Below are 25,152 nucleotides of genomic sequence, written 5' to 3' on the forward strand. Positions count from 1 at the left end.
CAGTGCCGCAGTTGGAACCGGACGATAGCAGGATCTCGAACGTGCCCTTATCCCGGCCCTACCCCTCACGACTTCGACCCCGGATTTTCGGGCTTTTCGGTCTTCGACGAGTCGGGCTCTACGTAGAGGATCTTGGCTTTCATGTGAGCGCGCGTCTGTGCGCCGATCCACACGAGGGTGGTGGCCACAAGCGTGATCGCGAACGCCCGGGGGTTGAACAGCGTCGTGTTCTTGAACACGGCGAGAAAGACGAAGAGCAACAGGATCTGGGCCGCGTAGAGCATGAGACCCATGGCCTGGAACAGGTGCGGAAGTGATTTCGCGGTGCGCTGCAGAACCACGAATCCGATGCCCATGAAGAGAATCACGACCACGGTCGCCACGATGGCCCCGACGGCCCCCTTGCCGCCTACGACCAACGCGCTGATCACGGCGGCTACTGCGCCGGCTGCAGCGGTGGGTACGGCGGTTTGCAGGAGGGATCGGACGTCATCTGACCGCATGGCGGTTTGCTCCGCGTGGTGGTGGGGGCACGGGACTCGTACGGGACGAGCGTAAGCCCGGTCCGAGTGAGAGCCTCGGGCCAATGGACCGTCGCACTACGGTCCTTCGGCTCTGTCGCCGGGTTTAGTGAACGGTATCACAAACTATTTGATGAGAGCTTTACCTGTCCGGTGTGCTGACTGTCACACATGAGAGTGACCCCGCGCGTGTGTGCGCGACTCCCCAGCGGGTTGTCTGGTAAAGGGCGTTCATGTCGGACATGCGTCCCGTCCGTCAGCGTGCGGATCCAGCCTTCCGCCGGTCGGGGAAGCGCGAACGGGGGCCAATGGCGGTAGCGCCGTTGACGCCCGAGACTCCGGCCGCGATCGGCCGCGCCGGCTCCGGTTCCGTCCCCGCGTCCTCCCGTACGGCCGCCTCCGCCGCCCGCTCCGCGTGCCGGTAGCGCGGCGGCACCAGCACCTCCGCCCAGCGCGGCGCCCGCGGGGTGAACCGCGGCAGCAGGAGCAGTACGAGTCCCAGCCCGCTCAGCGCGGCGATGCCGAGGACGATCCACATCGACGTGGAATGAACCGAATAGGCCACCGCTCCGAATGCGATCAGCCCCGACCAGAAATACATGATGAGTACGGCGCGACTGTGGGAATGCCCGAGTTCCAGGAGCCGGTGGTGCAGATGACCACGGTCCGCGGCGAAGGGCGACTGGCCCTTCCAGGTGCGCCGCACGATCGCCAGCACCAGGTCCGCGATCGGAATCGCGACGATGCTCAGCGGCAGCACCAGCGGGATGAAGGCGGGCAGCATCGCGTGGGTCGCATTGCGCTCACCACCCGCGAAGAGGGCCATCGTGTCCGGATCCACCTGCCCCGTGATGGAAATGGTCGACGCGGCCAGCACCAGGCCGATCAGCATCGAGCCGGAATCGCCCATGAAGATCCGCGCCGGGTGCATGTTGTGCGGCAGGAAGCCCAGGCACATGCCCATCAGGATCGCGGCGAAGAGCGTCGCGGGGGCGGCCGCCTCGATCCCGTAGCCGAACCAGATCCGGTAGCCGTAGAGGAAGAACGCCGCGGACGCGATGCAGACCATGCCGGCCGCCAGGCCGTCCAGGCCGTCCACGAAGTTCACCGCGTTGATGGTGATCACGACGAGGGCGACGGTGAGCAGGTTGCCCTGCCACTGGGTGAGCGCGACCGTGCCGATGCCGGGGACGGGGATCCACAGGATCGTCAGACCCTGGATGACCATCACACCGGCGGCGATCATCTGCGCGCCGAGCTTGATCAGCGCGTCAAGCTCGAACTTGTCGTCCAGGACGCCGACCAGCCAGATCAGCGCGGCGCCGGAGAGCAGCGCCCGGGGCTCGTTCGACAGCTCGAAGACCCCGTTGAGGTTGCGCAGGTGGTCGGCGACCAGCAGCCCCGCGCACAGACCGCCGAACATGGCGATACCGCCGAGCCGTGGCGTCGGCTCGCGGTGGACGTCGCGGGCACGGATCTCCGGCATGGCGCCGACCGCGATCGCGAACTTCCGCACGGGCCCGGTCAGCAGGTAGGTCACCGCGACCGTGACGCAAAGCGTCAGCAGATATTCACGCACTGGCTGCCCCAGATGTATCGCCGGCCATCTCAGCCCCACACATTAGCCGCGATGTCTCCGGTCAAGAGGACGCGCGGGTACCCCTTACTGGTTGCGGTAAGCGCAGCATGCCCCTTCAATCCCCATACGGGGGAAATCCACCGGTCAGCTCGGCGACTTCCTTACGGGTCCGCGCGGCCGCCCCGCCGCGCAGCGCGGCCGTGAACAGCCCGGCGATCCGGACCATCTCCGGCTCCCCCATCCCCTGCGTGGTCACCGCCGCAGTGCCGAGACGGATCCCGCGCTGGTCCCCGTACGGCAGCGCACAGGTGTCCAGGACGATCCCGGCGGCCGCGAGCCGGCCGCGGGCCGTCGGCCCGTCGATCCCGAGCCGCGCGGGATCGGCGCTGATCAGGTGGGTGTCCGTGCCACCGGTGGTGAGCGTGAAGCCGCGGTCCTCCAGGGCCCGGGCCAGGGCGCGGGCATTGGCCACGACCCGGTGCGCGTACCGCGTGTAGGCCGGTCCGGCCGCCTCCCCGAAGGCCACCGCCTTCGCCGCGATGGTGTGCATCTGCGCGCCGCCCTGGGTGAAGGGGAACACCGCCCGGTCGACGCGCTCCGCGAATTCCGCGCCGCACAGGACCATCCCGCCGCGCGGGCCGCGCAGCACCTTGTGCGTGGTCGCGCACACCAGGTCCGCGTAGGGGACGGGGCTCGGCGCGGCCCCGCCCGCGACCAGCCCGATCGGGTGCGCGGCGTCGGCGATGAGGTAGGCCCCCACCTCGTCGGCGATCTCCCGGAACGCCGAGTACTCGGGATGGCGGGGGTAGGAGATCGACCCGCACACGATGGCTTTCGGCCGGTGCGTACGGGCTAGCTCCTGCACCTGCGCGTAGTCGATGAGACCGGTGGCGGCGTCGACCCCGTACCCGACGAAGTCGAACCAGCGGCCGGAGAAGTTCGCTGGCGAGCCGTGCGTGAGGTGCCCGCCGTACGCGAGCCCCATCGCCAGGACCGTGTCGCCGGGGCGCAGCAGCGCGGCGTACGCGGCGAGGACGGCGGAGGAGCCGGAATGCGGCTGTACGTTCGCGTGCTCGACCCCGAACAGCGCTTTGGCCCGTTCCACGGCCACCCGCTCGGCGAGGTCGGCGTACTCGCAGCCGCCGTGGTGGCGGGCGCCCGGGTACCCCTCGGCGTACTTGTTGGCGAGGGCGGAACCGAGGGCGGTGAGCACGGCGGGCGAGGTGAAGTTCTCGGCGGCGCTGAGCTGCAGGGTCTCGGCCTGGCGCTGCCGCTCCCCCGCGAGGACGTCGGCCATCTGCGGATCCTGCTGCCGCAGCAGGTCCGTGGCCGGGGTGATGACGCTCATGGCGCGGCTCCAGGGGCGACCCGTCAGGTACCAGCCACGATAGCCCCGGCCCCCTCCGCGTGCCCGCCCGCGCCACCGCCGTCGGCGTGGCTCGCCGCCCGTGGGGCCGGAGTGGGGGCGGTGGCGCCCGTCAGGGCGGTGACCACGGGGTCCAGGGTCCGGTCGCGGCCCTCCTTGCCCGGTCAGCGCGGGGCGGGTCAGCGCGGGGCGGTGACGCCCGTCAGCGCCGTGACCACGGGGTCCAGGGCCTGGTTGATCTCGTCGCCGATCGAGCGGAAGAAGGTGATCGGCGCCCCGTACGGGTCGTACACCTCGTCCGCGTCGGCGGAAGGTGCCAGCAGCCAGCCGCGCAGTGCGGCGGCGGCCCGTACCAGCGCACGGGCACGCTCGGCCATGCCGTCGTCGAGCGGCGGCAGCGTCGCCGGGTCTATCGCCCGCACGAGACGGGTGAACTCCTTCAGCGTGAAGGTCCGCAGCCCCGCCGAGTGGCCCATGGAGATGACCTGCGCCCGGTGGTCCCGCGTGGCCGTCAGCACCAGGTCGGCGCGTATGACGTGCTCGTCCAGCAGCTCGCGCCCGGTGAAGCCGGTGGCGTCGGCGCCGAAGTCCGCGAGGACGGCGGCGGCGTTCGCCTCCATCGGGGCCCCTTCGTGGCCCCAGGTGCCCGCGCTCTCGACGATGAGGTCGCCGGCCACGAGACCGAGGGCGCCCAGCCGGTGCGTCAGGGCGTGCCGGGTCAGCCGCTCGGTGATCGGCGAGCGGCACACGTTGCCGGTGCTGACGTGGAGTATGCGGAAGGAGTCTCCCCCGGCCGCGGGCGGCCGGTGCCCCCTGGCTATGCCACGCCCCTCAGGGCTCACGGGGCCACCTCGAGGTCGGGTACGACCTCCCGCAGCTGCGCGGCGGTCAGCGCCCCCGCACGCAGCAGGACGGGAACCTTCCCGGTGACGTCGACGATCGACGACGGCAGGGTGCTGGGCGTCGGGCCGCCGTCCAGGTACACGGAGACGGAGTCGCCCAGCATGGCGCGCGCCGCGTCGCAGTCCTCGGGCGCCGGGTGCCCGGACAGGTTGGCGGAGGAGACCGCCATCGGACCGACCTCCGTCAGCAGCTCGATCGCGACGGGGTGCAGGGGCATGCGTACGGCGACGGTCCCGCGGGTCTCCCCCAGGTCCCAGGCCAGCGACGGCTGGTGCTTGGCAACGAGCGTGAGCCCGCCCGGCCAGAAGGCGTCGACGAGCTCCCAGGCCTGCTCGGAGAAGTCGGTGACGAGGCCGTGCAGGGTGTTCGGGGACCCGATGAGAACGGGGGTGGGCATGTTGCGGCCCCGGCCCTTGGCGGCGAGCAGGTCGCCGACGGCCTCCTTGCTGAAGGCGTCCGCGCCGATCCCGTAGAGGGTGTCGGTCGGCAGCACGACGAGTTCGCCGCGGCGTACGGCGGATGCCGCTTCACGCAGACCGGTCTTGCGGTCCGTCGCGTCGTTGCAGTCGTATCGCCGGGCCATCAGCGGGCCTCCTCGTACAGCGGGGTGGTGGCGGAAAGGGGGGTCGCGCCGGTCACGGCATCGCCTTGCGGGCGGTCGCGAAGCGCGGACGGTTGTTCAGGTCGGGGTGGTCGGCGGAGTCCGCCCAGCCGCGCTCGTCGGCGAAGATCCACGGCACCTGCCCGCCCTGGGTGTCGGCGTGCTCGATGACGACGATGCCGCCGGGCCGCAGCAGCCGGTGCGCGGTGCGCTCGATCCCGCGGATGGTGTCGAGACCGTCCTCACCGGAGAACAGCGCCATCTCGGGGTCGTGGTCGCGGGCCTCCGGAGCCACGTACTCCCACTCGGTGAGCGGGATGTACGGCGGATTGGAGATCACCAGGTCGACCTGGCCGTCCAGCTCGGGCAGCGCGCTCAGCGCGTCGCCCTGGTGGACGGTGACCCGGGAGCCCTCGGCGTTCTTGCGGGTCCAGCGCAGGGCGTCCTCGGACAGTTCCACGGCGTGCACGCGCGAGCGCGGCACCTCCTGGGCCATGGCGAGGGCGATGGCGCCGGAGCCGGTGCACAGGTCCACGATCAGCGGTTCGACGACGTCCATCGCCCGGACGGCCTGTATGGCCCAGTCCACGACCGACTCGGTCTCGGGCCGGGGCACGAACACCCCGGGGCCGACCTGGAGCTCCAGGTAGCGGAAGAAGGCACGGCCGGTGATGTGCTGGAGCGGCTCGCGGGCCTCGCGGCGGGCGACGGCCTCCCAGTAGCGGGCGTCGAAGTCCGCGTCCTTGACGTGGTGCAGTTCCCCCCGCTTGACGCCGTGCACGAAGGCCGCGAGCTCCTCCGCATCGAAACGCGGAGAGGGCACGCCGGCGGCGGCCAGCCGCTGGGTGGCCTGGGCCACCTCGGCAAGCAGCAAGTTCACGCTGGTCCTCCGGGCTGCTGTCGTACGGGGGGGTGGTGCGGGGGGCGGACGGGGTCGGGCCGGATCAGTGCGCGGCGGCGAGCTTGGCCGCGGAGTCCGTGTCGACGCAGGCCTGGATGACCGAGTCGAGGTCGCCGTCGAGCACCTGGTCCAAGTTGTACGCCTTGAAACCGGTCCGGTGGTCCGAGATCCGGTTTTCCGGGTAGTTGTACGTACGGATCTTCTCCGAACGGTCCACGCTGCGCACCTGGCTGCGGCGCACGTCGGAGGCCTCCTGCTCGGCGGCTTCCTGGGCGGCGGCCAGCAGGCGCGAGCGCAGGATGCGCATGGCCTGCTCCTTGTTCTGGAGCTGGCTCTTCTCGTTCTGGCAGGAGGCGACCACACCGGTCGGGAGGTGCGTGATGCGCACGGCCGAGTCGGTGGTGTTGACGGACTGGCCGCCGGGGCCGGACGAGCGGTACACGTCGATGCGGAGGTCGTTCATGTTGATCTCCACCTCGACCTCCTCGGCCTCCGGGGTGACGAGCACGCCGGCGGCGGAGGTGTGGATGCGGCCCTGCGACTCGGTGGCCGGAACGCGCTGCACGCGGTGCACGCCGCCCTCGTACTTCAGGCGGGCCCAGACGCCCTGGCCGGGCTCGGTCGCGCCGTTGCCGCCCTTGGTGCGGACGGAGACCTGGACGTCCTTGTAGCCGCCGAGCTCGGACTCGGTGGCGTCGATGATCTCGGTCTTCCAGCCCACGCGCTCGGCGTAGCGCAGGTACATGCGCAGCAGGTCGCCCGCGAACAGGGCGGACTCGTCGCCGCCGGCGCCGGCCTTGACCTCCAGGAGCACGTCCTTGTCGTCGCTGGGGTCGCGCGGGACGAGCAGCAGGCGGAGCTTCTCGGTGAGCTCTTCGCGCTGGGCGCTCAGTTCCTTGACCTCGGCGGCGAAGTCCGGGTCGTCGGCCGCCAGCTCCTTGGCCGTCTCGATGTCCTCGGCCGACTGCTTCCACGCACGGAAGGTCGCGACGATCGGGGTCAGCTCCGCGTAGCGCTTGTTGAGCTTGCGCGCGTTGGCCTGATCCGAGTGGACCGAAGGGTCGGCGAGCTTCGTCTCAAGATCGGCGTGCTCGCCGACCAGTTCCTCGACCGCTTCGAACATCGGGTGCTCCTGTGGTGAAAGTCAAAAATGGGCTGGTTCGGCTGAACGACGACAAAGGCGCCGGTCCGGCCGCCCCCGCGAAGTCAGGGGGCGGCCGGTGACCGGCGCCTGGGTCGCGCTACTTCTTGGCCGCACCCTTGCCGAAGCGGGCCTCGAAGCGGGCCACACGGCCACCGGTGTCGAGGATCTTCTGCTTGCCCGTGTAGAACGGGTGGCACTCGGAGCAGACCTCGGCACGGATGGTGCCTTCGGTCAGGGTGCTACGGGTGGTGAACGACGCGCCACAGGTGCAGCTGACCTGGGTCTCGACGTACTCGGGGTGAACATCGCGCTTCAAGGTGTCTCCTAGATTCGGGAGGGCGCCGGGTCGCAGGAGCCGAATTGCGCACTGCGTGAACCGGGGCCGACAGACCAGTCTGCCAGGACCGGGCCGCCTGTCAAAATTCTGAGGACGCTCCCCTCAACGGGGAAGGCCTCGCATCTATTCCGGCCGGGTCGGGCGGGAGCGGTCACTGGACGATGGAGCCGGCCGCGCTCTTGTCCCCGGTGGAGTTCTCGGTGGCGGCGGCGGGGATGGGCTGGTCGGCCAGCAGGGCGTCCCAGACCATCTTGGAGCCCTTGGGCAGGGCCACCACGCGGTCCTTGTCGAGCGGGTCCTGCCCGACCGGCAGGGTGATCATGTGCATGTTCTCCGCGCCGATGCCCTGGAGGCCCTGCGCGAAGCCCGCGAGGGCCTTCACGTCGCCGAGGGCCTTGTCGGTGGTGATCGCCTTCGTCGCGGAGTCGGCGAGGCCGTAGAGCTTCTTCGGGCTGTCGAAGACGCCGACGCCCTTGACCTGCTTGATCAGCGCCTTGATGAAGGCCTGCTGCAGCTGTATTCGGCCCAGGTCGCCGCCGTCGCCGACGCTCTTGCGCGTGCGGACGAGGCCGAGGGACTGCTCGCCGTTGAGCTTGTGGGAGCCGGCCGGCAGATCGAGGTGGCTGCCGTGGTCCTTGATCGGCTTGGTGGTCGTGAGCTCGACCCCGCCGAGGTTGTCGATGATCTTCTTGAACCCGGTGAAGTCGACCTCGATGTAGTGGTCCATACGGATCCCCGACATCGTCTCGACCGTCTTGACCGCGCAGGCGGCCCCGCCGATGGTGAAGGCCTCATTGAACTGCGCGCGCTTGCTGCCGGGGTCGGTCTTGCCCTTGCCGACGGCGCACGCGGGTCTGGGGAGCATGGTGTCGCGCGGGATCGACACGACGCTGGCCTGCTTGTGGCCGTCGTAGAGGTGGACGATCATCGCGGTGTCGGAGCGGGCGGAGCCGCCGTCGTCCGCGCCGTATTCGCTGTTGGCCCCGTCGCGGGAGTCGGAGCCGAGGACGAGGATGTCCATGGAGCCGTTGTCGACGTTGGGCGGGCGGTCCTTGCCGAGGGCCTGGTCGATGTCGACGGTCTTCAGGTTGCCGTTGAGCTTGAAGTAGAACCAGCCGAGGCCACCGCCTCCGAGCAGGACGACACCCGCTGCGGTCCACGCGGCGACGGTGAGGGCGCGGCGGCGCTGCGGCGGTTTCCGGCGGCGCCGGGTGACGGCACGCCGGCCGCGGCCCTTGGTTTCCTCGCTCATGCTCTCCTCAGTCCTGCATGCGTTGCCCGCTGTATCTCTCACTCAGACGGACGAGTGCGTTCCAGGGTTCCACGGCGCGCGGGGCGTACGGAACCCCGGGGGCGGCTCCCCTCGACGGGGGTCGACAGCGCGTGACGCCGCGGCCACCCGGGGTTCGGATCGAGAACGTACGAGCCTGCTCAGGGGTTCATTCCGAGGCACGAATGTGGCGAAGGTCGCACAGGCCCCGAACGCGGAAACCGTGGGGCGTGACGACACGAAGCCGCCCCCGCCGCGGGTGCGGCGGGGGCGGCTTCGGTGAGGCGGACCCGGTCAGTCGTCGTTCTTGCCGGCCGGGGTCGTCTTCGCGATCTGCATCAGGAACTCGGCGTTCGACTTCGTCTGCTTCATCTTGTCGAGAAGCAGCTCGATCGCCTGCTGCGAGTCGAGCGCGTGCAGCACCCGGCGCAGCTTCCAGACGATGGCGAGCTCCTCGCTGTTGAGGAGGATCTCCTCCTTGCGGGTGCCCGACGGGTCGACGTCGACGGCCGGGAAGATGCGCTTGTCGGCGAGCTTGCGGTCGAGCTTGAGCTCCATGTTGCCGGTGCCCTTGAACTCCTCGAAGATCACCTCGTCCATGCGCGAGCCGGTGTCGACGAGCGCGGTGGCCAGGATGGTCAGCGAACCGCCGTCCTCGATGTTGCGCGCCGCACCGAAGAAGCGCTTCGGCGGGTACAGCGCGGTCGAGTCGACACCACCGGACAGGATGCGGCCGGAGGCGGGCGCCGCGAGGTTGTACGCGCGGCCCAGACGGGTGATGGAGTCCAGCAGGACGACCACGTCGTGACCGAGCTCGACGAGACGCTTGGCGCGCTCGATGGCCAGCTCGGCGACGGTGGTGTGGTCCTCGGCCGGGCGGTCGAAGGTCGAGGAGATGACCTCGCCCTTGACCGACCGCTGCATGTCGGTGACCTCTTCCGGACGCTCGTCGACCAGGACGACCATCAGGTGGCACTCGGGGTTGTTGACGGTGATCGCGTTGGCGATCGCCTGCATGATCATGGTCTTGCCGGTCTTCGGCGGGGCCACGATCAGGCCTCGCTGGCCCTTGCCGATCGGCGACACGAGGTCGATGATGCGGGTGGTCAGCACCCCCGGGTCGGTCTCCAGACGGAGCCGGTCCTGCGGGTAGAGCGGGGTCAGCTTCTGGAACTCCGGGCGGCCGCGGCCGGATTCGGGCGCCATGCCGTTGACGGAGTCCAGACGCACGAGGGCGTTGAACTTCTCGCGGCGCTCGCCGTCCTTGGGCTGGCGGACCGCACCGGTGGTGTGGTCGCCCTTGCGCAGACCCGCCTTGCGGACCTGGGCGAGGGAGACGTACACGTCGTTCGGGCCGGGCAGGTAGCCCGAGGTCCGGATGAACGCGTAGTTGTCGAGGATGTCGAGGATGCCCGCGACGGGGATCAGCACGTCGTCGTCGGCGACCTGCGGCTCGTTCGGCGCGAACTCGTCGCGGCCACGACGGCCACGGCGGTCGCGGTAGCGGCCGCGACGGCCACGGCGGCCGTCCTCACCGTCGAAGTCGTCCTGCGGGCCGTTGTCCTGACGGTCCTGACGGTCCTGACGACCCTGCTGACCCTGGCCCCGGCCACCCTGCTGCTGACGGTCGGCGCGGTCCTGCCGGCCGCCGCCCTGGCCCTGACCCTGGCTCTGACCGCCCTGACCCTGACCGCCCTGGCCCTGGTCGTCGGCCTTGGCGCCGCGCTCGCGGCGGCTCTGCTGGCGCTCGCCCCGCTCGGGACGGTCACCGCGCTCGGCACGGTCACCGCGCTCGCCGCGGTCACGGCGGTCACGGCGGGTACGGCCCTCGCCGGCCTCCTGCGCCTGGCCCTGGGCGGTGACGGCGGTCGCCGCCTCGGCCTGGGGCTCGGCCGAGGCAGCCGGAGCGGCCTCGGTCTTCTGCTCGACCGCCACGACGGCGGGTGCCGAGGACTCCGGGCTGCCGGAGGGCGCGGTCGCCCGACGGCGGCGGCGCTCGCCGACCGGTGCGTCCTCTCCCCCACGCTCGGCTTCGCTCGCGCGGGAGGGGCCGCCTGCCGGCTGACCCGGGATGTCGATCTGCGCCTGGACGGCGGGCTTCTCGGCGGCGGGCGCCGGGGCGGCGGCCTCGCCCGTACGGGCCTTGCTGGTGGCGCGGCGCTTCGGCTTGGCCTCGGCGGCGTCGGCGGCGGGGGCCGCGGCCTTGGGGGCGCTGCCGCCCTGCGCCTCCTTGATGACCTCGATCAGCTGGCTCTTGCGCATCCGCGCGGTGCCCCTGATCCCGAGGCCCGACGCGACCTGCTGCAGCTCGGCCAGGACCATGCCCTCAAGGCCGGTGCCGGAGCGGCGGCGCTTGGGTGCGGCGCCCGCGGCGGGGGCACTGGTGTCGACGTTGGTGTCGGCAGCGCCCATCAGATCGGTGGTGTCGCTCACGAAGGGTCCTTCCCTGGAGCGGACGTCGGCCTGTCTGGCTCGGCGACCGGTTGTGCTGTCCGACGACGGAGCATGACCTGATGGGTCATGGACCGCAGCCGGGGCGGTGGTCCGCCGATCGATGTACGGCGGAGAGAAACGTGCGTGGGTGGTTCCGGCGAGAAGCCCCCGAGCTGGAAGCGTGGGAATGTCACGCCGATTCCGGAGCGTGCCCGAAACTGCTGGCAGCGATCAAAGCAGTCGGGGAGGCTCCCGGAAGAAAGGTGGTCCCGGATGGGGACACTGAGCACCGAGCCATGGCGACTTCGGATGCGCACTTGAGACTAACACTACCGGATCCAACAGTTATTCCCCCTCTCAATCACCGGCAATAGCCCCTTCCGCAGGTGGGCGGCCTGCCCGGCCGCCCACCCCGGCGGGCCGTGTCGTCACGACACGGACTGCCCGCCCTGGGCGCCCAGCGGAAGGACGCTCGCGCCCGCGGCGTCGAGTGCGAGCCGGTTGGCCGCCCACCCTTCGCCCGCGAGCTGCGCGACCTTGTCGGCCGCGTCGTTGTCGACCAGCGCGAGGACCGTGGGGCCCGCGCCGGAGATGACCGCGGGGATGCCGTCCCCCCGCAGCCGGCCCACGAGCGCCACGCTCTCGGGCATCGCGGGGGACCGGTAGTCCTGGTGCAGCCGGTCCTCGGTGGCGGGCAGCAGGAACTCGGGACGCCTGGTCATGGCCTCCACGAGCAGGCCGGCACGGCCCGCGTTCACGGCCGCGTCCACGTGCGGCACGGTGCGCGGCAGCAGTCCCCGCGCGGTCTCGGTCAGAACGGGCCTGGACGGAACGAAGACCACCGGAACGATGGAATCGGCGGGGTCCATCCGGATCGCCTTGGCACTGCCCCCGTCCATCCAGGCCAGGGTGAAGCCGCCGAGCAGACAGGCGGCGACGTTGTCGGGGTGGCCCTCGATCTCGGTGGCGAGCTCCAGCAGCGCCGCGTCGTCGAGCCTGGCCTCGCCGCCTATGGTCACGGCGCGGGCGGCGACGATGCCGGCACAGATCGCGGCGGACGAGGAGCCGAGGCCGCGGCCGTGCGGGATGCGGTTGGCGCAGACGACCTCGAGGCCGCGCGGCTGCCCGCCCAGCAGGTCGAAGGCCGTGCGCATGGAACGTACGAGGAGGTGGCTCTCGTCCCTCGGGAGGGTGTCGGCACCCTCACCCGCGATGTCGATGTTCAGGCCGGAGTCGGCGACCCGGACGACCACGTCGTCGTAGAGCCCCAGGGCCAGGCCGAGGGCATCGAAGCCGGGGCCGAGGTTGGCACTGCTGGCGGGGACGCGCACCCGTACGGCGGCGGCGCGGAACGCTGGACCTGCCATCGGTCGATGACACTCCTTGTGACTGTGCGAGATCTGGTGTCGGTGCGGGATCTTCGCTGCGAATGTACTGGAGAACGTACGACACCCGAAGGCCCTTGGGGCAGCACCGCGTCATATGCGCGGTGGCGGATGTAAGTACAGCGTATCGAAGGAAGGTTCTCTCGCGACATAGGGCGCACAGGAGGCGCACGATGCGTGTCGCGGTCTTCCCCGGTTCCGCCTTGACTTTTGGTGTCGTACGGGCCGAGTTGCCGGATTCCGCGGATTTCCGGAATCCGGCAACGGGGCGGCGGGCCGGGAGGCCGGGGCCGGGGCCCCGACCTCCCCGCGCCAGGGGTCAGACCAGGCCGAGACGGGCGGCCGCGGCCTCGGCGTCCACCGGAATGGTGACCGGCTGCGGAGCGCCGGCGACCGCCCAGTCGGGGTCCTTCAGACCGTTGCCGGTGACGGTGCACACGATCTTCTGGCCGGGGTCGACGAGACCGGCCTCGGCGGCCTTCAGCAGGCCGGCCACGGACGCGGCCGAGGCGGGCTCGACGAAGACGCCCTCCTGCGCGGCCAACAGGCGGTAGGCGGCCAGGATCTGGCGGTCCGTCACCTCGTCGATGAAGCCGCCCGACTCGTCCCGGGCCTGCAGGGCGTAGTCCCAGGAGGCCGGGTTGCCGATGCGGATCGCCGTGGCGATGGTGTGCGGCTCCTTGACGACCTCGCCGCGCACGATCGGCGCGGAGCCCGAGGCCTGGAAACCCCAGACGCGGGGCGTACGGGAGGCCGGGCCGTCGGCCTTGTACTCCTTGAAGCCCTTCCAGTACGCGGTGATGTTGCCCGCATTGCCCACCGGCAGGACGTGGATGTCGGGGGCGTCGCCGAGCGCGTCCACGATCTCGAACGCGGCCGTCTTCTGGCCCTCGATGCGGACCGGGTTGACGGAATTGACCAGCGCCACCGGGTAGTTGTCGGACAGTGCGCGGGCCAGGTCCAGGCAGTCGTCGAAGTTGCCGTCAACCTGCAGGATCTTCGCGCCGTGCACGAGCGCCTGGCCCATCTTGCCCAGCGCGATCTTGCCGCGGGGCACGAGCACCGCGCACACCATGCCGGCGCGCACCGCGTAGGCCGCGGCGGAGGCGGAGGTGTTGCCCGTGGAGGCGCAGATGACGGCCTTGGCGCCGTCCTCCTTGGCCTTGGTGATGGCCATCGTCATGCCGCGGTCCTTGAAGGACCCCGTGGGGTTGGCGCCCTCCACCTTGAGGTGCACCTCACAGCCCGTGCGCTCGGAGAGCACCTGGGCGGGGACGAGGGGAGTGCCACCCTCGCGGAGCGTGACCACCGGGGTCGTGTCCGTCACCGGCAGGCGGTCCCGGTACTCCTCGATGATGCCGCGCCACTGGTGGGTGCGATTGCTGCTCATGGGTCCTTACTCCCCTTCAACACGCATGATGCTGGCGACACCGCGCACGGTGTCCAGCTTCCGCAGCGCCTCGACGGTCCCGGAGAGGGCGGCGTCGGGTGCGCGGTGGGTGACGACGACGAGGGAGGCCTCGCCGCCAATTTCAGGACGTCCCTGCTGACGTACGGTGTCGATCGAGACACCGTGCTCCGCGAAGGTGGTCGCCACCTGGGCGAGGACGCCCGGCTCGTCCACCACATCGAGGCTGATGTGGTAGCGGGTGACGACATCCCCCATGGGGCTGACCGGCAACTGGGTGTACGCCGACTCGCCGGGCCCCGTTGCCTGGGCGAGCTTGTTGCGGCAGACCGCGACGAGGTCGCCGAGGACCGCGGACGCGGTCGGGGCGCCACCCGCGCCGGGCCCGTAGAACATGAGCCGCCCGGCCGCCTCGGCCTCGACGAAGACGGCGTTGTACGCCTCGCGGACGGAGGCGAGCGGGTGACTGAGCGGGATCATCGCCGGGTGCACGCGGGCGGTGACGGACTGGCCGTCCGCGGCGCGCTCCAGGATCGCGAGGAGCTTGATGGTGCAGCCCATGCGCTTGGCGGAGGCGAAGTCCGCGGCGCTGACCTCGGTCATTCCCTCGCGGTACACGTCGTCGAGGCGGACCCTGGTGTGGAAGGCGATGCCGGCCAGGATCGCGGCCTTGGCGGCCGCGTCGTAGCCCTCGACGTCGGCGGTCGGGTCGGCTTCGGCGTAGCCCAGGGCGGTGGCCTCGTCGAGGGCCTCCTGGTAGCCGGCGCCGCTCGAGTCCATCTTGTCGAGGATGAAGTTCGTCGTGCCGTTGACGATGCCCATCACGCGGTTGATCTTGTCGCCCGCGAGGGACTCGCGCATCGGGCGGACCAGCGGAATGGCGCCGGCGACGGCGGCCTCGTAGTAGAGGTCGAGCCCGTGCGTCTCGGCCGCGGCGTGCAGCGCGGCGCCGTCCTGGGCGAGCAGCGCCTTGTTCGCGGAGACGACGGAGATGCCGTTCTCGAAGGCGGTGGTGATCAGCGTGCGGGCGGGCTCGATGCCGCCGATGACCTCGATGGCCACGTCGATGTCACCGCGTTTGAGGAGGGCGGTGGCGTCGGTGGTGACGAGCGCCGGGTCGATGCCCTCGCGCACCTTGGAGGGACGGCGCACAGCCACGCCGGCGAGTTCGACGGGCGCGCCGATCCTGGCTGTCAGATCGTCGGCGTGCGTCGTCATGATGCGCGCCACCTCTGAGCCGACCACTCCACAGCCCAGCAGCGCCACCTTCAGCGGACGCGTACGCATCATTCGACCTACGCCTTTCGATCTTCCATCCGTAACCCGTGCGCGGATTGCGCGCGGGTCCTGAACCAGTCTCACTCAATGGACAGGACTTTCCATCCTCGGTCCATTGAGTGAGACACCGTTGAGATACCTATTTTGGGGGTCCGGGGGCTTTTCCCAGAAATATGGGAATCATCCGAGGTCGAGACGCAGGAGATCTTCCTCCGTCTCGCGCCGGACGATCACCCGCGCCCCGCCGTCGCGCACCGCGACGACGGGCGGGCGCAGGGCGTGGTTGTAGTTGCTGGCCATGGAGCGGCAGTACGCCCCGGTGGCGGGCACGGCGAGGAGGTCCCCGGGCGCAAGGTCGGCCGGCAGGAACGCGTCCTTCACCACGATGTCGCCGCTCTCGCAGTGCTTGCCGACGACGCGGACCAGCATGGGCTCGGCGTCGGAGACGCGGGAGACGAGGGTGACCCCGTACTCGGCGTCGTAGAGGGCGGTGCGGATGTTGTCGGACATGCCGCCGTCGACGGAGACGTAGGTGCGCAGGCCTTCGAGGGGCTTGATCGTGCCCACCTCGTACAGGGTGAACGCCGTCGGGCCGACGATCGCGCGGCCGGGCTCGACGGAGATGCGGGGCGCCTTGAGCCCGGCGCTCTCGCACTCCCGCGCCACGATCTCGGTGAGGGCCTTGGCGATCTCGTGCGGCTCGCGCGGGTCGTCGGCGGAGGTGTAGGCGATGCCCAGGCCGCCGCCGAGGTCGATCTCGGGCAGCTCGACGCCGTGCTCGTCGCGTACGGCGGCCAGCAGCTGGATGACCCGCTTGGCGGACACCTCGAAGCCGGCCATGTCGAAGATCTGGGAGCCGATGTGGGAGTGGACCCCGAGCAGGTCGAGGCTCTCGTGCCCCAGGGCGCGGCGGACGGCCTCGGCGGCGGAGCCGTCGGCCACGGCGATGCCGAACTTCTGGTCCTCGTGCGCAGTCGCGATGAACTCGTGCGTGTGGGCTTCCACACCCACGGTCACGCGGATCTGCACGGGCTGGCGCACGCCCAGCTCACGGGCGATGTGCGCGACGCGGGCGATCTCCTGGAAGGAGTCGAGCACGATCCGCCCGACGCCGGCGGTGACGGCCCGCCGGATCTCGCCCTCCGACTTGTTGTTGCCGTGGAAGGCGATCCGCTCCGCGGGCATCTCGGCGGCGAGGGCGGTCGCCAGTTCACCGCCGGAGCACACGTCCAGGTTCAGCCCCTCTTCCTTCAGCCACTTCACGACGGCCTTGGAGAGGAACGCCTTGCCGGCGTAGAAGACGTCCGCGTCCTTGCCGAAGGCGTGCGCCCAGGCGCGGCAGCGGGCGCGGAAGTCCTCCTCGTCGAGGAAGTAGGCGGGGGTCCCGAACTCCTCGGCGAGCCGGGTCACTTCGATCCCGCCGACGGAGACGACCCCGTCGTCGCCGCGGGTGACCGTGCGCGCCCAGACCTTCTCGTCCAGCACGTTCAGGTCGGCGGGCGGCGGGGCGTAGTGGCCCTCGGGCAGGACGTCGGCGTGGCGGGGCCCGGCGGGGTGCGCGGAACGGCTCATCGGAATCTCTCTTCGCGGGTCACAGGAAGTCGGGGGCGTCTACGCCGAGCAGGGCCAGGCCGCCGGCCAGCACCGTGCCGGCGGCTTCGGCGAGGGCCAGCCGGGCGCGGTGGGCGGCCGAGGGTTTCTCGTCCCCTCGGGGCAGGACGTGGTGCTGGTGGTCGAGGAGCACGTCGGCGACGCTGACGAGGTGCCGGACGAGGCGCTCGGGGGCACGGTGGTGCGCGGCGGCTTCGAGGACGAGCGGGTACTCGGCGATCACGCGCACCAGCTCGTGGCTCCCCGTCTCCTCACCCGCCTCGGCCCGGAACCCGAGCTGGTCGGCGTTGCGGCTCAGGGCACGGGCGCGGGAGTGGGCGTACCGCACCCGGAAGAGCTCGTTGGACTCGTCCTGGACGAGGAGGCCGGGCGTGAAGGCGGGGGTCTCCCGGGCCGGGACGCAGAGCATGGCCCAGCGGGCGGCGTCCTGCCCGTAGACGGCGATCACGTCGCCGTCGCGCCGGGCGACGGGGGCCAAGGGGGTGACCCCGGAGCCCTGTCCCTGCGCCTGCCCCTGGGACCTCATGATCCGCCCGACGGCCTCACGGACGGCCCGCTCGCGCGGCCCGACGTGGGGAGCCCAGCAGAAGGGGTCGGCCTCGGCGCCGCCGTCCGCGTACCCGTACCGGATTCCGGCGCTCAGGACCTCCCGTACGAGGGCGGCCTCGGAGCGGGCGGCGAGGGTGAAGTTCAGGAACCCGGCTCCGGTGACGTCGACGCGTGCGATCCCGGGCTCTTCGGCGAGCAGCCGTGCCAGCACGTCCGCCACGTCACGGGGAACGCGGGCGGACCCCTTGGCCACGTGGAAGGCGACGGGGGTGGCGTACTCCCCCACCCCGCCGGGCCGCGTCCGCTCGACGACGACCCGCTCGGGCACGCACCCACCGCCCAGCTCGCCGCTCTCGACGGCACGGCGCACGGCGTGTACGACGGCACGAGAGAGGTCGGCGGGGATCACGTCGCCCAGCCTAGGGGAGAAGCCCCGTCGGCCCGCACCCGGTTTCGCCATGTGAACACCCATGTGAACGGACCCCGGACCAGGCCCTGGAACAGACCCCTCCGACCGCCCCGGCCGGCCACACCAAAAGGAACCCTCAGGCCCCTCTGCCGGCCGACGCGCCCTTCCGCTCACGGCGGTCCTTGCGCTCGACGAGCCTGCGCACGATGCGCACCAGCTCGGCGGGCTCGAAGGGCTTGGCGAGGAAGGCGTCCACCCCGGCGGCGATCCCGGCCTCGACCTCGTGCTGGGTGCAGGCACTCACGATGGCGACGGGCAGGTGCCGCGTCCGCGGATCGGCCCGCAACTGCGCGGCCGCCCCGAACCCGTCCAACCGGGGCATGACCACATCAAGGGTGATCGCATCGGGCTGCACCCGGTGAACGATGTCCAGACACTCGGCACCATCGCTCGCGGTCACGACCTCGAAGCCCTCCAGCTCGAGATTGACCTTGATCAGCTGCCGGATGACCTTGTTGTCGTCGACAACAAGCACCCGGCCCGAGGCGCCTGGCACAACTCGAGAGTAGGTCGCCCTAAGCCCCCGCGTCCGGGTTTTCGCCACTTCCACCCCCTCCGGGCGACCGACCTCCCTCTCCCGCCCAAATCGGTTCCTGATCACCCCAAGGAAGCTGGTAGTGTTCAACCCGTCGCCGCAACGCGAACGACACGCCCCCGTAGCTCAGGGGATAGAGCAACGGCCTCCGGAGCCGTGTGCGCAGGTTCGAATCCTGCCGGGGGCACTTCGCAGGAAGTGCCACAGAGGCCCTCCAAACAGTTTCGCTACTGTTCGGGGGGTCTTTTTGTGTTCGCACCATGGCTACCCGCAGACCAGCAGCATTCGGGGGACACCACGTGGACGACAGGCTCCGGGATTTCGCGAAGGGGTCACCCAACTTCGGTGTCCTCTACCAGCACCAGCCCCTGCTCTCCCTCTACGGCGCCTCGGCCGAGGCCACGGTGTTCACCCACCCCAACTCGTCCCTCGTACAGGCCGGCCAGTTCGGTGAGGTCCTCGCCGAGGAGCTGATCACCCGCATCGGCATGCGGATCGAGGGCGACCGGCAGATCGACCGGCTGGTCGCGCTGACCCGTGCCGGAGTGCTGGTCCCCGAGATCCGTGACGACTTCGACCGGTTGCGGCGCGACCGGAACAAGGCCGCGCACAGCCACCTCTTCGACACGGCGAAGGCTCTGGCCGCCGTACGCGTCTGCTACAAACTCTGCCTCTGGTTCCACGACGCCATCGAGGGGCGGCGGACGGTCGCGGAGTTCGTACCGCCCACCGATCCCGGTGACAGCGCACAGGTCACGGACCCGGCCGAGCTGGCCGAACTGCGGGAGGCCCTCGACGGCCACCGCAAGGCGCTCACCCAGGCCCGGACCAGGCTCGCCGAGTCCAGCGACGCTCTCGAAGCCGAGCGCAAGGCGCGGGCCGAGGCCGAGCACCTCATCGCCAGCGCCGACGCGAACAAGAGCGAGCTGCTGGCCCGCGTCGAGCAGCTGACCTCACAGATCGATGAGCTGCGTACCACTCAGCAGGCGAAGTACGAGGCTGCCCGTCAGCAGCCCCGGCAGGTGGACGCCAAGCGCCGCGAGGCGATCATCCACCGTGCGCAGCGGCCGGCCCCGCTCAACGAGGTGCAGGCCCGCGACGCCATCGACGGGATGCTGCGCGCGTCCGGCTGGGTCGTGCAGGACCGCGACCAGGTCAACCCGGAGGCGGGTCAGGGTGTGGCGGTCCGCGAGTTCACCCTCGCGACCGGCCGCGCGGACTACGTCCTGTACGTCGACGGGCACATCGTCGGCGTGGTCGAGGCCAAGCGCGAGGGCGACCACCTGTCCAGCGCCGTCGAGCAGAACGACCGTTACGCGTCCGGAGTCCTGAAGGAGCACCGCCTCGCGGTCTGGCGCGAGGCGGAGCCCTTCGCGTTCCGGTACGCGACCACCGGCACCGAGACGTACTTCATCAACCGCCTCGACCCCGACGCCCGCTCCCGCGAGGTCTTCTCGTTCCACCGGCCCGAGACGGTGGCCGCGTGGATGCGGCGTGCCGAGGGGACACCGGGCGCCCTCACGTTCCGCGCGGCTCTGCGTCAGCTGCCGGTACTGGAGCCCAACGGCCTGCGCCTCGCCCAGATCGACGCGATCACCGGTCTGGAGAAGTCCCTGGGCGAAGATCGCGCGCGGGCGCTGATCCAGATGGCGACCGGCGCCGGCAAGACCTTCACGGCCGTGGCACAGACGTACCGGCTGCTCAAGCACGCCAAGGCCCGGCGGATCCTGTTCCTCGTGGACCGCAACAACCTGGGCCGGCAGGCGTACGACGAGTTCCGCAAGTTCACGACGCCCGACGACGGCCGCAAGCTCTCCGACATCTACAACGTCGACCGCCTGGGTGCCGCCGGACTCCAGGACACCTCCTCGGTCACCATTTGCACGATCCAGAAGATGTACTCGCTGCTGCGCGGGGAACCCCTCACGGAAGACGACCAGGCGGACGAGGCCGCGGACAACGAGATGTCCGAGGACACGTATGCGACCGACCAGCCGATCGATGTCTCCTACAACCCCGATGTACCGATCGAGTCCTTCGACCTGATCATCGTGGACGAGTGCCACCGGTCGATCTACGGGCTGTGGCGCGGGGTCCTGGAGTACTTCGACGCGCATCTGGTCGGCCTGACCGCCACGCCCACGCTCCAGACCCTCGGCTTCTTCGGCCGCAACCTGGTCTCCGAGTACACCTATCCGCAGGCGGTCGCGGACGGGGTGAACGTCGACTTCGACGTCGTACGGATGCGGACCGACCTGCGCGAGAACGGCGGGGCGAAGATCGAGTCGGGTACGACGGTACGGATCAAGGACCGCAAGACCCGGCGGCAGCGCTACCAGGAGCTGGACGACGACTTCACGTACACGACCGGGCAGATCGGCCGGTCGGTGGTCACGGTGGACGAGATCCGGGCGGTGCTGACGGCGTACCGGGACAACTGGCAGCGCTGGTTCCCGGGCCGCAGCGAGCTGCCGAAGACCTTGATCTTCGCGGTCGGTGAGGACCACGCCGAGGATGTCCTGGCCCAGGTCAAGGAGATCTTCGGGCGCTGCAGAACCTCTCCCGCGAGGAGCGGCTCGCGCTCGGGGACGGCAAGATCTGGGGCAACGAGCTGGTCACCGGCACCGCCCGCCTCGCCGCCATGAACATGCTGCTGCACGGCATCGGTGACGCCGACGGCAAGTCCCTCATCACCGAAGGGGACGCGCTCGCCGAACAGCCCAAGCAGCACGCTTCCCTGGTCCTCGCCAACCCGCCCTTCGGCAAGAAGTCCGCGATCACCATCGTCGGCACCGACGGCAAGGCCGACAAGCAGGACATCTCCTACGACCGAGATGACTTCCGCGCCACCACCACCAACAAGCAGCTGAACTTCCTCCAGCACATCATGTCGCTGATGGAGATGAACGGCCGCGCGGCGGTGGTCCTCCCCGACAACGTGCTCTTCGAAGGCGGGGCCGGCGAGAAGATCCGGCGTCGCCTGCTCGAAGACTTCGACCTCCACACGATCCTTCGTCTGCCCACCGGCATCTTCTACGCGGGCGGCGTCAAGGCGAACGTCCTGTTCTTCGAGAAGAAGCCGCCCCGCAGCGGAGGCGCGCACAACACCGCGAAACTCTGGGTCTACGACTTCCGCACCGCCAAGCACTTCACCCTCAAGCAGCACCCGCTGACCCGCGCGGCTCTGGAGGAGTTCGTCGAGGCGTACCTGCCGGGCAAGTCTCGTAGTGAGCGCGTGGAAACCGAGCGTTTCAAGTGCTTCGACTACGACGAGCTCATCGCCCGCGACAAGGTGAACCTCGACATCACCTGGATGAAGGACCCGGCCCTCGACGACGCCGACAGCCTGCTGCCGCCCGAGGTGATCGCGCAGGAGATCGTCGAGGACTTGCAGGCCGCACTCAGCGAGTTCGCCGCGATCGCGGAGGCTCTCGGTGGCGAGATCTCGGCCGATACTGACGAGATCCAGCCAGGCGAAGGCGCATGACCCGCAACTGAGTTGACCCGTCCCCGTCTCGCCGAAAGTCTTGATCTCGATCGATCAGCGAGACGGGGGCATCCCATGGCAGTTCCGCAGCCACAGACGCGCGAGTTCCAGGCGTTCAAGACCAACATCGAGTACGCCCGGAAGATGGTCCTCGCCGGCCAGAGCCTGGCCGCCTTCCAGTCCCCCGTCTTCGACATCGGCGACTTCTACCGTGCCGCGTGGGTGCAGGCGGTCAGTGCCATCGACCACTGGTTCCACGAGGAGCTGTACCGCCGGGTGGCCGACCTCGCCGCCGAAGACAGTCCCGGCATGCCTTACCAGCTGACCAAGTTCGAGCTGCCGCTGGAGAAGGTCGAGGAGGTCCGGCGGGGAACCACCACACTCGCCGACGCCGTGTCCGAGCACGTCAAGGCGAAGTGGGCCAACGCCTCCCTTCAGAACCCGCGCAAGATCAGCGAGGCGCTGAAGCTGGTCACGGAGGAGAACATCTGGGGCAAGGCCGCGGTCCAGCTCAACGAGTGGAACCACGGCCGCACGGGGATGACCGACCAGACCCTCAAGAAGCAGTACATCTCGATCACCGACCGCCGCAACAAGATCGCCCATGACGCGGATCTGCTGGACGGCGACCTCAAGCGGCGCCGCCCCATCTCCGACGCCGACGTGACGGACGCGATCGACTGGATCGAGCGGATCGCTCTCGCGATCGCCAAGGTTCTCGGCTGACCTCTGGGATGGGTGAGGGCGCTGTGGACTGCTGTCCGTGGCGCCCTCGGCGTCTCAAGAGCCGGGCGGCGTCCCGTACAGGGGAAGGCCCGAAGTGGGCAGGTCGCCGCCGAGGTCGTCGGGCAGCGGGACCGGTTCGCCGTACTTTCCGTGGACGACGCCCTTGTACTCGCCTTCTCCCGGACGGGTGAACAGGGACCACGTGCCCGTGCGCGGGTCGATCTGCAACAGGCGGGCGACACGTGCCGCCGCGTACCACGCGGTCTTCTCGTTGATCCCCCTCAGCCGCTCGCTGGGCGAGATGACCTCTACCGCGAGGGCGATCGCGTCCACCTCCAGGAGCCAGCCGTCGTCCTCCTTGAAGGCGCGGGGACCGATGGTCAGGTCCGGGGTCGCGTAGTCGTCCGGATCGTCGGGCATCGGGACGGACACGTTCTCGTACGCCTCGTACGCGGCGGCAAGGCTCGGACGGATGGCGTCGCGCAGGTCGATGACGGTCCCGGCGTGCTTGCCGCTCGGGCTCGGGGACATCATGAGCGTGCCCCCGATGATCTCCACGCGCATGCCGGTGGCCTGCTCGATCTGCTCGGCGGCGTCGTGCAGGTGTCCGCGGCGAACGGGGATGGGGTGGTGGGCCGGGTCCGACACGGTGTCGCCTCCTTGCCTGCGGGGAGTGGGTGCGGGGCCTGGGTGTACATCGCACTCGGCACTCGTACGGCGCGATTCACCTTACGGCAGCCCTCGTACGGCCAGCGGTTCCGCTGCGGGCAGGTGGAGGGGCGGACCTTCGTCCAGGGCGAGGACGACCGTCAGGCCGCCGATGGCGTGGCGGGCCGTCCGCACGGTACGGACCGCGCGCCACGCGCCCCAGACGCGGACTTGTTGGCCAGGACTGACCGTGACCGCCGCGACCTCCCTCGTTGACGAGGTGGGGAGGAGGTCGGGGGCCTTCAGCTCCGACCAGACCGTCTTGCCGATGCCGCCCGCGCGTGCGGTGGCGCCCCAGCGGTGGCTGAGCGCGTCCACGAGCCTTAGCCCCCGGCCGCGTTCGTCTTCCGCGCCGGGGTGACGGAGTTCCGGCCGGCCGGATCCGGCGTCGCTCACCTCCAGGCGCAGCAGCCCGTCCGTTGAGGAGTGTGCGATCCGTACGCCGACCTGGCGGTCGCTGGGTGCGGGTGCGCGCAGGGCATTGGTCACGAGCTCGGAGAGGACGAGTTCGGCGGTGTGGAGGAGGTCGTCCCCCGCGCCCCAGTCCCCGAGTAGGGCGTGCAGTGCCGCGCGGGCCCTTGCCGCGCTGCGGGGTCGGCGTGAGAGCCGGAATGAGACGTCGATCAGTGCGGCCATGGCAGCTCCAGAGGGTCGGAACCCCCGGACAAGCGGGGGCTCAGTTACCGACACCAGGAGAGTGCCCGCAGAACAGGTAACGGCGCAACGTTGAATGGATTGCTGGCTCTTAATTCATCCATACGGGCATTCGCGAGTCCGCAAGCCTTCGGCTCTGATAGGGAGTTACCTATGCCAAACGTGATGCCCTCCACGGTCCTGGGTCGCCAACTCGGCGACGAACTACGTCGGTCCCGAGAGGCCGCAGGCCTCACCACCGCCGCTGCCGCCGAGGTACTGGACTGCACAAAGGGGAAGATCAGCCGCATCGAGAACGGCCATGTCCCAGTCCGCACACCTGATCTCGTCGCGCTCATGGAGGCATACGGGGTGATGCACACGGAGTCGCGGGAGCGCCTGACTTCCCTGGCCTTGAGGGCGAACAGACGACGGCGTGAAGGGTGGTGGCATGAGTACGCCTCCGTTCTCAGTGACGCGTACCGCGACCAGATCGAGATGGAGTCGATCTGCGACAGCATCCGCACTTACCAGGTGCAGATGGTGCCCGGACTCCTCCAGACTCCGGAGTACGGGCGGGCCGTAACAGTGGCATCACGCGCCTGGCAGACGGCTGAGGAGATCGACCGGTTCGTCCAGGTACGACTTGCCAGGCAGGAACGGTTGACGAGTGCGGAACCCATGGAGTTCTGGGCAGTACTTGCTGAAGGAGTGCTGCGCCAACAAGTCGGCGGGCCGGACATCATGCACGCACAGTTGAAGCACCTACTGACCATGGCCGAGCGACCCAACATCACCGTTCAGGTGCTGCCGTTCACACGCGGCGCCCACTCGGGCATGTTCGGCCCGTACGTGCTGCTCAGCTTCCCGCAACTGGCGTCGCTCGACCTCGTACTCACCGAGGCCCCCACTGGCAACATCTGGATGGAGCGAGAGCAGGAAGTCGCCTGCTACCGAGGGCTCTTCGATGACGCGCGCATGGCAGCATTGCCGCCTACGGAGTCACTCGCGCTGATCCAGCGTGTTGCCAAGGAGCACAGAGCATGAGCAACGAGGTCCGCTCGACGACCGGGGTCCACAAGACCGCGATATGGCGCACGAGCAGCTACAGCGGAGGCCAAGGCGACTGCGTCGAGGTCGCCGACAACGTCCCCGGCATCGTCCCCGTCCGCGACAGCAAGCGGCCCGCCGGGCCTGTGATCGGGTTCGGGGCCGGCGCCTGGCAGGCGTTCGTCACGCAGGTGCGCTGACCGGGCGGTCCGGGGACAGGAGCCGGGCGGCCACGTCGCGGGCGCGGGCCCCGGCCCC

23 protein-coding genes and 1 tRNA gene are annotated in these 25,152 nt (G+C 70.0%); 6 read left to right on the top strand and 18 right to left on the bottom strand.

All coding sequences use genetic code 11. The annotated features are described in order from the left end of the window. Window positions 1-65: 65 nt before the first annotated feature. The 16 genes from ACEPPI_RS14240 to ACEPPI_RS14315 all read right to left on the bottom strand — a co-directional run bounded on the left by ACEPPI_RS14240 (window position 66) and on the right by ACEPPI_RS14315 (window position 18,299). Complete coding sequence (locus tag ACEPPI_RS14240; protein ID WP_373915591.1) at window positions 66-503, bottom strand: hypothetical protein; 438 nt, start codon at window positions 501-503, stop codon at window positions 66-68. Between the two features lie 274 nt (window positions 504-777). Beyond that, window positions 778-2,112 carry an MraY family glycosyltransferase gene (locus ACEPPI_RS14245; RefSeq protein ID WP_373915619.1) on the bottom strand — a complete coding sequence of 445 codons (1,335 nt, stop codon included), beginning with the start codon at window positions 2,110-2,112 and terminating at the stop codon, window positions 778-780. A 103-nt stretch (window positions 2,113-2,215) separates the two neighbouring features. Beyond that, a complete protein-coding gene (gene glyA / locus ACEPPI_RS14250; RefSeq protein WP_373915592.1) occupies window positions 2,216-3,448 on the bottom strand; it encodes a serine hydroxymethyltransferase in 1,233 nt (410 codons plus the stop codon). 197 nt (window positions 3,449-3,645) lie between these two features. After that, window positions 3,646-4,308 (bottom strand): protein-tyrosine-phosphatase, encoded by a 663-nt coding sequence (locus tag ACEPPI_RS14255; RefSeq protein WP_373915593.1) that lies wholly within the window; start codon window positions 4,306-4,308, stop codon window positions 3,646-3,648. After that, window positions 4,305-4,952, bottom strand: a complete 648-nt coding sequence (locus ACEPPI_RS14260) for an L-threonylcarbamoyladenylate synthase (RefSeq protein ID WP_373915594.1) — start codon at window positions 4,950-4,952, stop codon at window positions 4,305-4,307. The genes ACEPPI_RS14255 and ACEPPI_RS14260 overlap by 4 nt, the downstream gene beginning before the upstream one ends. A gap of 52 nt (window positions 4,953-5,004) precedes the next feature. After that, entirely contained in the window at window positions 5,005-5,850 is an 846-nt protein-coding gene (gene prmC / locus ACEPPI_RS14265) for a peptide chain release factor N(5)-glutamine methyltransferase (protein ID WP_030235773.1), read from the bottom strand. Window positions 5,851-5,914: 64 nt separating this feature from the next. Next, entirely contained in the window at window positions 5,915-6,994 is a 1,080-nt protein-coding gene (gene prfA, locus ACEPPI_RS14270; RefSeq protein WP_373915595.1) for a peptide chain release factor 1, read from the bottom strand. A 118-nt stretch (window positions 6,995-7,112) separates the two neighbouring features. Next, complete coding sequence (gene rpmE, locus ACEPPI_RS14275) at window positions 7,113-7,331, bottom strand: 50S ribosomal protein L31 (protein WP_007266580.1); 219 nt, start codon at window positions 7,329-7,331, stop codon at window positions 7,113-7,115. 172 nt (window positions 7,332-7,503) lie between these two features. Further along, window positions 7,504-8,604: an LCP family protein gene (locus tag ACEPPI_RS14280; protein WP_373915596.1), complete on the bottom strand. Its 1,101-nt coding sequence runs from the start codon at window positions 8,602-8,604 to the stop codon at window positions 7,504-7,506. Between the two features lie 312 nt (window positions 8,605-8,916). Beyond that, window positions 8,917-11,055: a transcription termination factor Rho gene (rho, locus tag ACEPPI_RS14285; RefSeq protein WP_373915597.1), complete on the bottom strand. Its 2,139-nt coding sequence runs from the start codon at window positions 11,053-11,055 to the stop codon at window positions 8,917-8,919. A 428-nt stretch (window positions 11,056-11,483) separates the two neighbouring features. Further along, window positions 11,484-12,422, bottom strand: coding sequence for a homoserine kinase (gene thrB / locus ACEPPI_RS14290; RefSeq protein ID WP_373915598.1), 939 nt, complete (start codon window positions 12,420-12,422; stop codon window positions 11,484-11,486). A gap of 337 nt (window positions 12,423-12,759) precedes the next feature. Then, entirely contained in the window at window positions 12,760-13,830 is a 1,071-nt protein-coding gene (thrC, locus tag ACEPPI_RS14295) for a threonine synthase (RefSeq protein WP_373915599.1), read from the bottom strand. A gap of 6 nt (window positions 13,831-13,836) precedes the next feature. Continuing rightward, window positions 13,837-15,138, bottom strand: coding sequence for a homoserine dehydrogenase (locus ACEPPI_RS14300; protein WP_373915600.1), 1,302 nt, complete (start codon window positions 15,136-15,138; stop codon window positions 13,837-13,839). Between the two features lie 168 nt (window positions 15,139-15,306). Continuing rightward, window positions 15,307-16,698: a diaminopimelate decarboxylase gene (gene lysA, locus ACEPPI_RS14305; RefSeq protein ID WP_373915601.1), complete on the bottom strand. Its 1,392-nt coding sequence runs from the start codon at window positions 16,696-16,698 to the stop codon at window positions 15,307-15,309. Between the two features lie 19 nt (window positions 16,699-16,717). Continuing rightward, a complete protein-coding gene (gene nrtL, locus ACEPPI_RS14310; protein WP_373915602.1) occupies window positions 16,718-17,695 on the bottom strand; it encodes an ArgS-related anticodon-binding protein NrtL in 978 nt (325 codons plus the stop codon). Window positions 17,696-17,831: 136 nt separating this feature from the next. Next, window positions 17,832-18,299: a response regulator gene (locus ACEPPI_RS14315; RefSeq protein ID WP_373915603.1), complete on the bottom strand. Its 468-nt coding sequence runs from the start codon at window positions 18,297-18,299 to the stop codon at window positions 17,832-17,834. A 106-nt stretch (window positions 18,300-18,405) separates the two neighbouring features. Between ACEPPI_RS14315 and ACEPPI_RS14320 the strand changes: the two genes are divergently transcribed. From ACEPPI_RS14320 to ACEPPI_RS14335, 4 genes are all read left to right on the top strand, one after another. Next, a tRNA-Arg gene (locus ACEPPI_RS14320) sits at window positions 18,406-18,477 on the top strand. Window positions 18,478-18,589: 112 nt separating this feature from the next. Continuing rightward, complete coding sequence (locus ACEPPI_RS14325) at window positions 18,590-20,935, top strand: DEAD/DEAH box helicase family protein (protein ID WP_373915604.1); 2,346 nt, start codon at window positions 18,590-18,592, stop codon at window positions 20,933-20,935. After that, a complete protein-coding gene (locus tag ACEPPI_RS14330) occupies window positions 20,932-21,777 on the top strand; it encodes a class I SAM-dependent DNA methyltransferase (RefSeq protein WP_373915605.1) in 846 nt (281 codons plus the stop codon). Before ACEPPI_RS14325 ends, ACEPPI_RS14330 begins: the two co-directional genes overlap by 4 nt. Before the next feature lie 75 nt (window positions 21,778-21,852). After that, window positions 21,853-22,503 carry a hypothetical protein gene (locus ACEPPI_RS14335; protein WP_267838985.1) on the top strand — a complete coding sequence of 217 codons (651 nt, stop codon included), beginning with the start codon at window positions 21,853-21,855 and terminating at the stop codon, window positions 22,501-22,503. 54 nt (window positions 22,504-22,557) lie between these two features. Here ACEPPI_RS14335 and ACEPPI_RS14340 read toward each other — a convergent pair whose 3' ends face one another. Next, a complete protein-coding gene (locus ACEPPI_RS14340; protein WP_373915606.1) occupies window positions 22,558-23,151 on the bottom strand; it encodes a Uma2 family endonuclease in 594 nt (197 codons plus the stop codon). Between the two features lie 81 nt (window positions 23,152-23,232). Continuing rightward, window positions 23,233-23,847: an ATP-binding protein gene (locus ACEPPI_RS14345; RefSeq protein WP_373915607.1), complete on the bottom strand. Its 615-nt coding sequence runs from the start codon at window positions 23,845-23,847 to the stop codon at window positions 23,233-23,235. A 171-nt stretch (window positions 23,848-24,018) separates the two neighbouring features. Here ACEPPI_RS14345 and ACEPPI_RS14350 point away from each other — a divergent pair, with 171 nt between their 5' ends. Continuing rightward, the gene (locus ACEPPI_RS14350) at window positions 24,019-24,891 is read left to right on the top strand and encodes a helix-turn-helix domain-containing protein (protein ID WP_373915608.1); all 873 of its coding nucleotides are present in this window, start codon (window positions 24,019-24,021) and stop codon (window positions 24,889-24,891) included. Then, the gene (locus tag ACEPPI_RS14355; RefSeq protein WP_373915609.1) at window positions 24,888-25,094 is read left to right on the top strand and encodes a DUF397 domain-containing protein; all 207 of its coding nucleotides are present in this window, start codon (window positions 24,888-24,890) and stop codon (window positions 25,092-25,094) included. Before ACEPPI_RS14350 ends, ACEPPI_RS14355 begins: the two co-directional genes overlap by 4 nt. The last annotated feature ends 58 nt before the right edge of the window (window positions 25,095-25,152 follow it).

Origin of the sequence: Streptomyces sp. AB3(2024), from assembly GCF_041862025.1 — a bacterium.
Classification (GTDB): Bacteria; Actinomycetota; Actinomycetes; order Streptomycetales; family Streptomycetaceae; genus Streptomyces.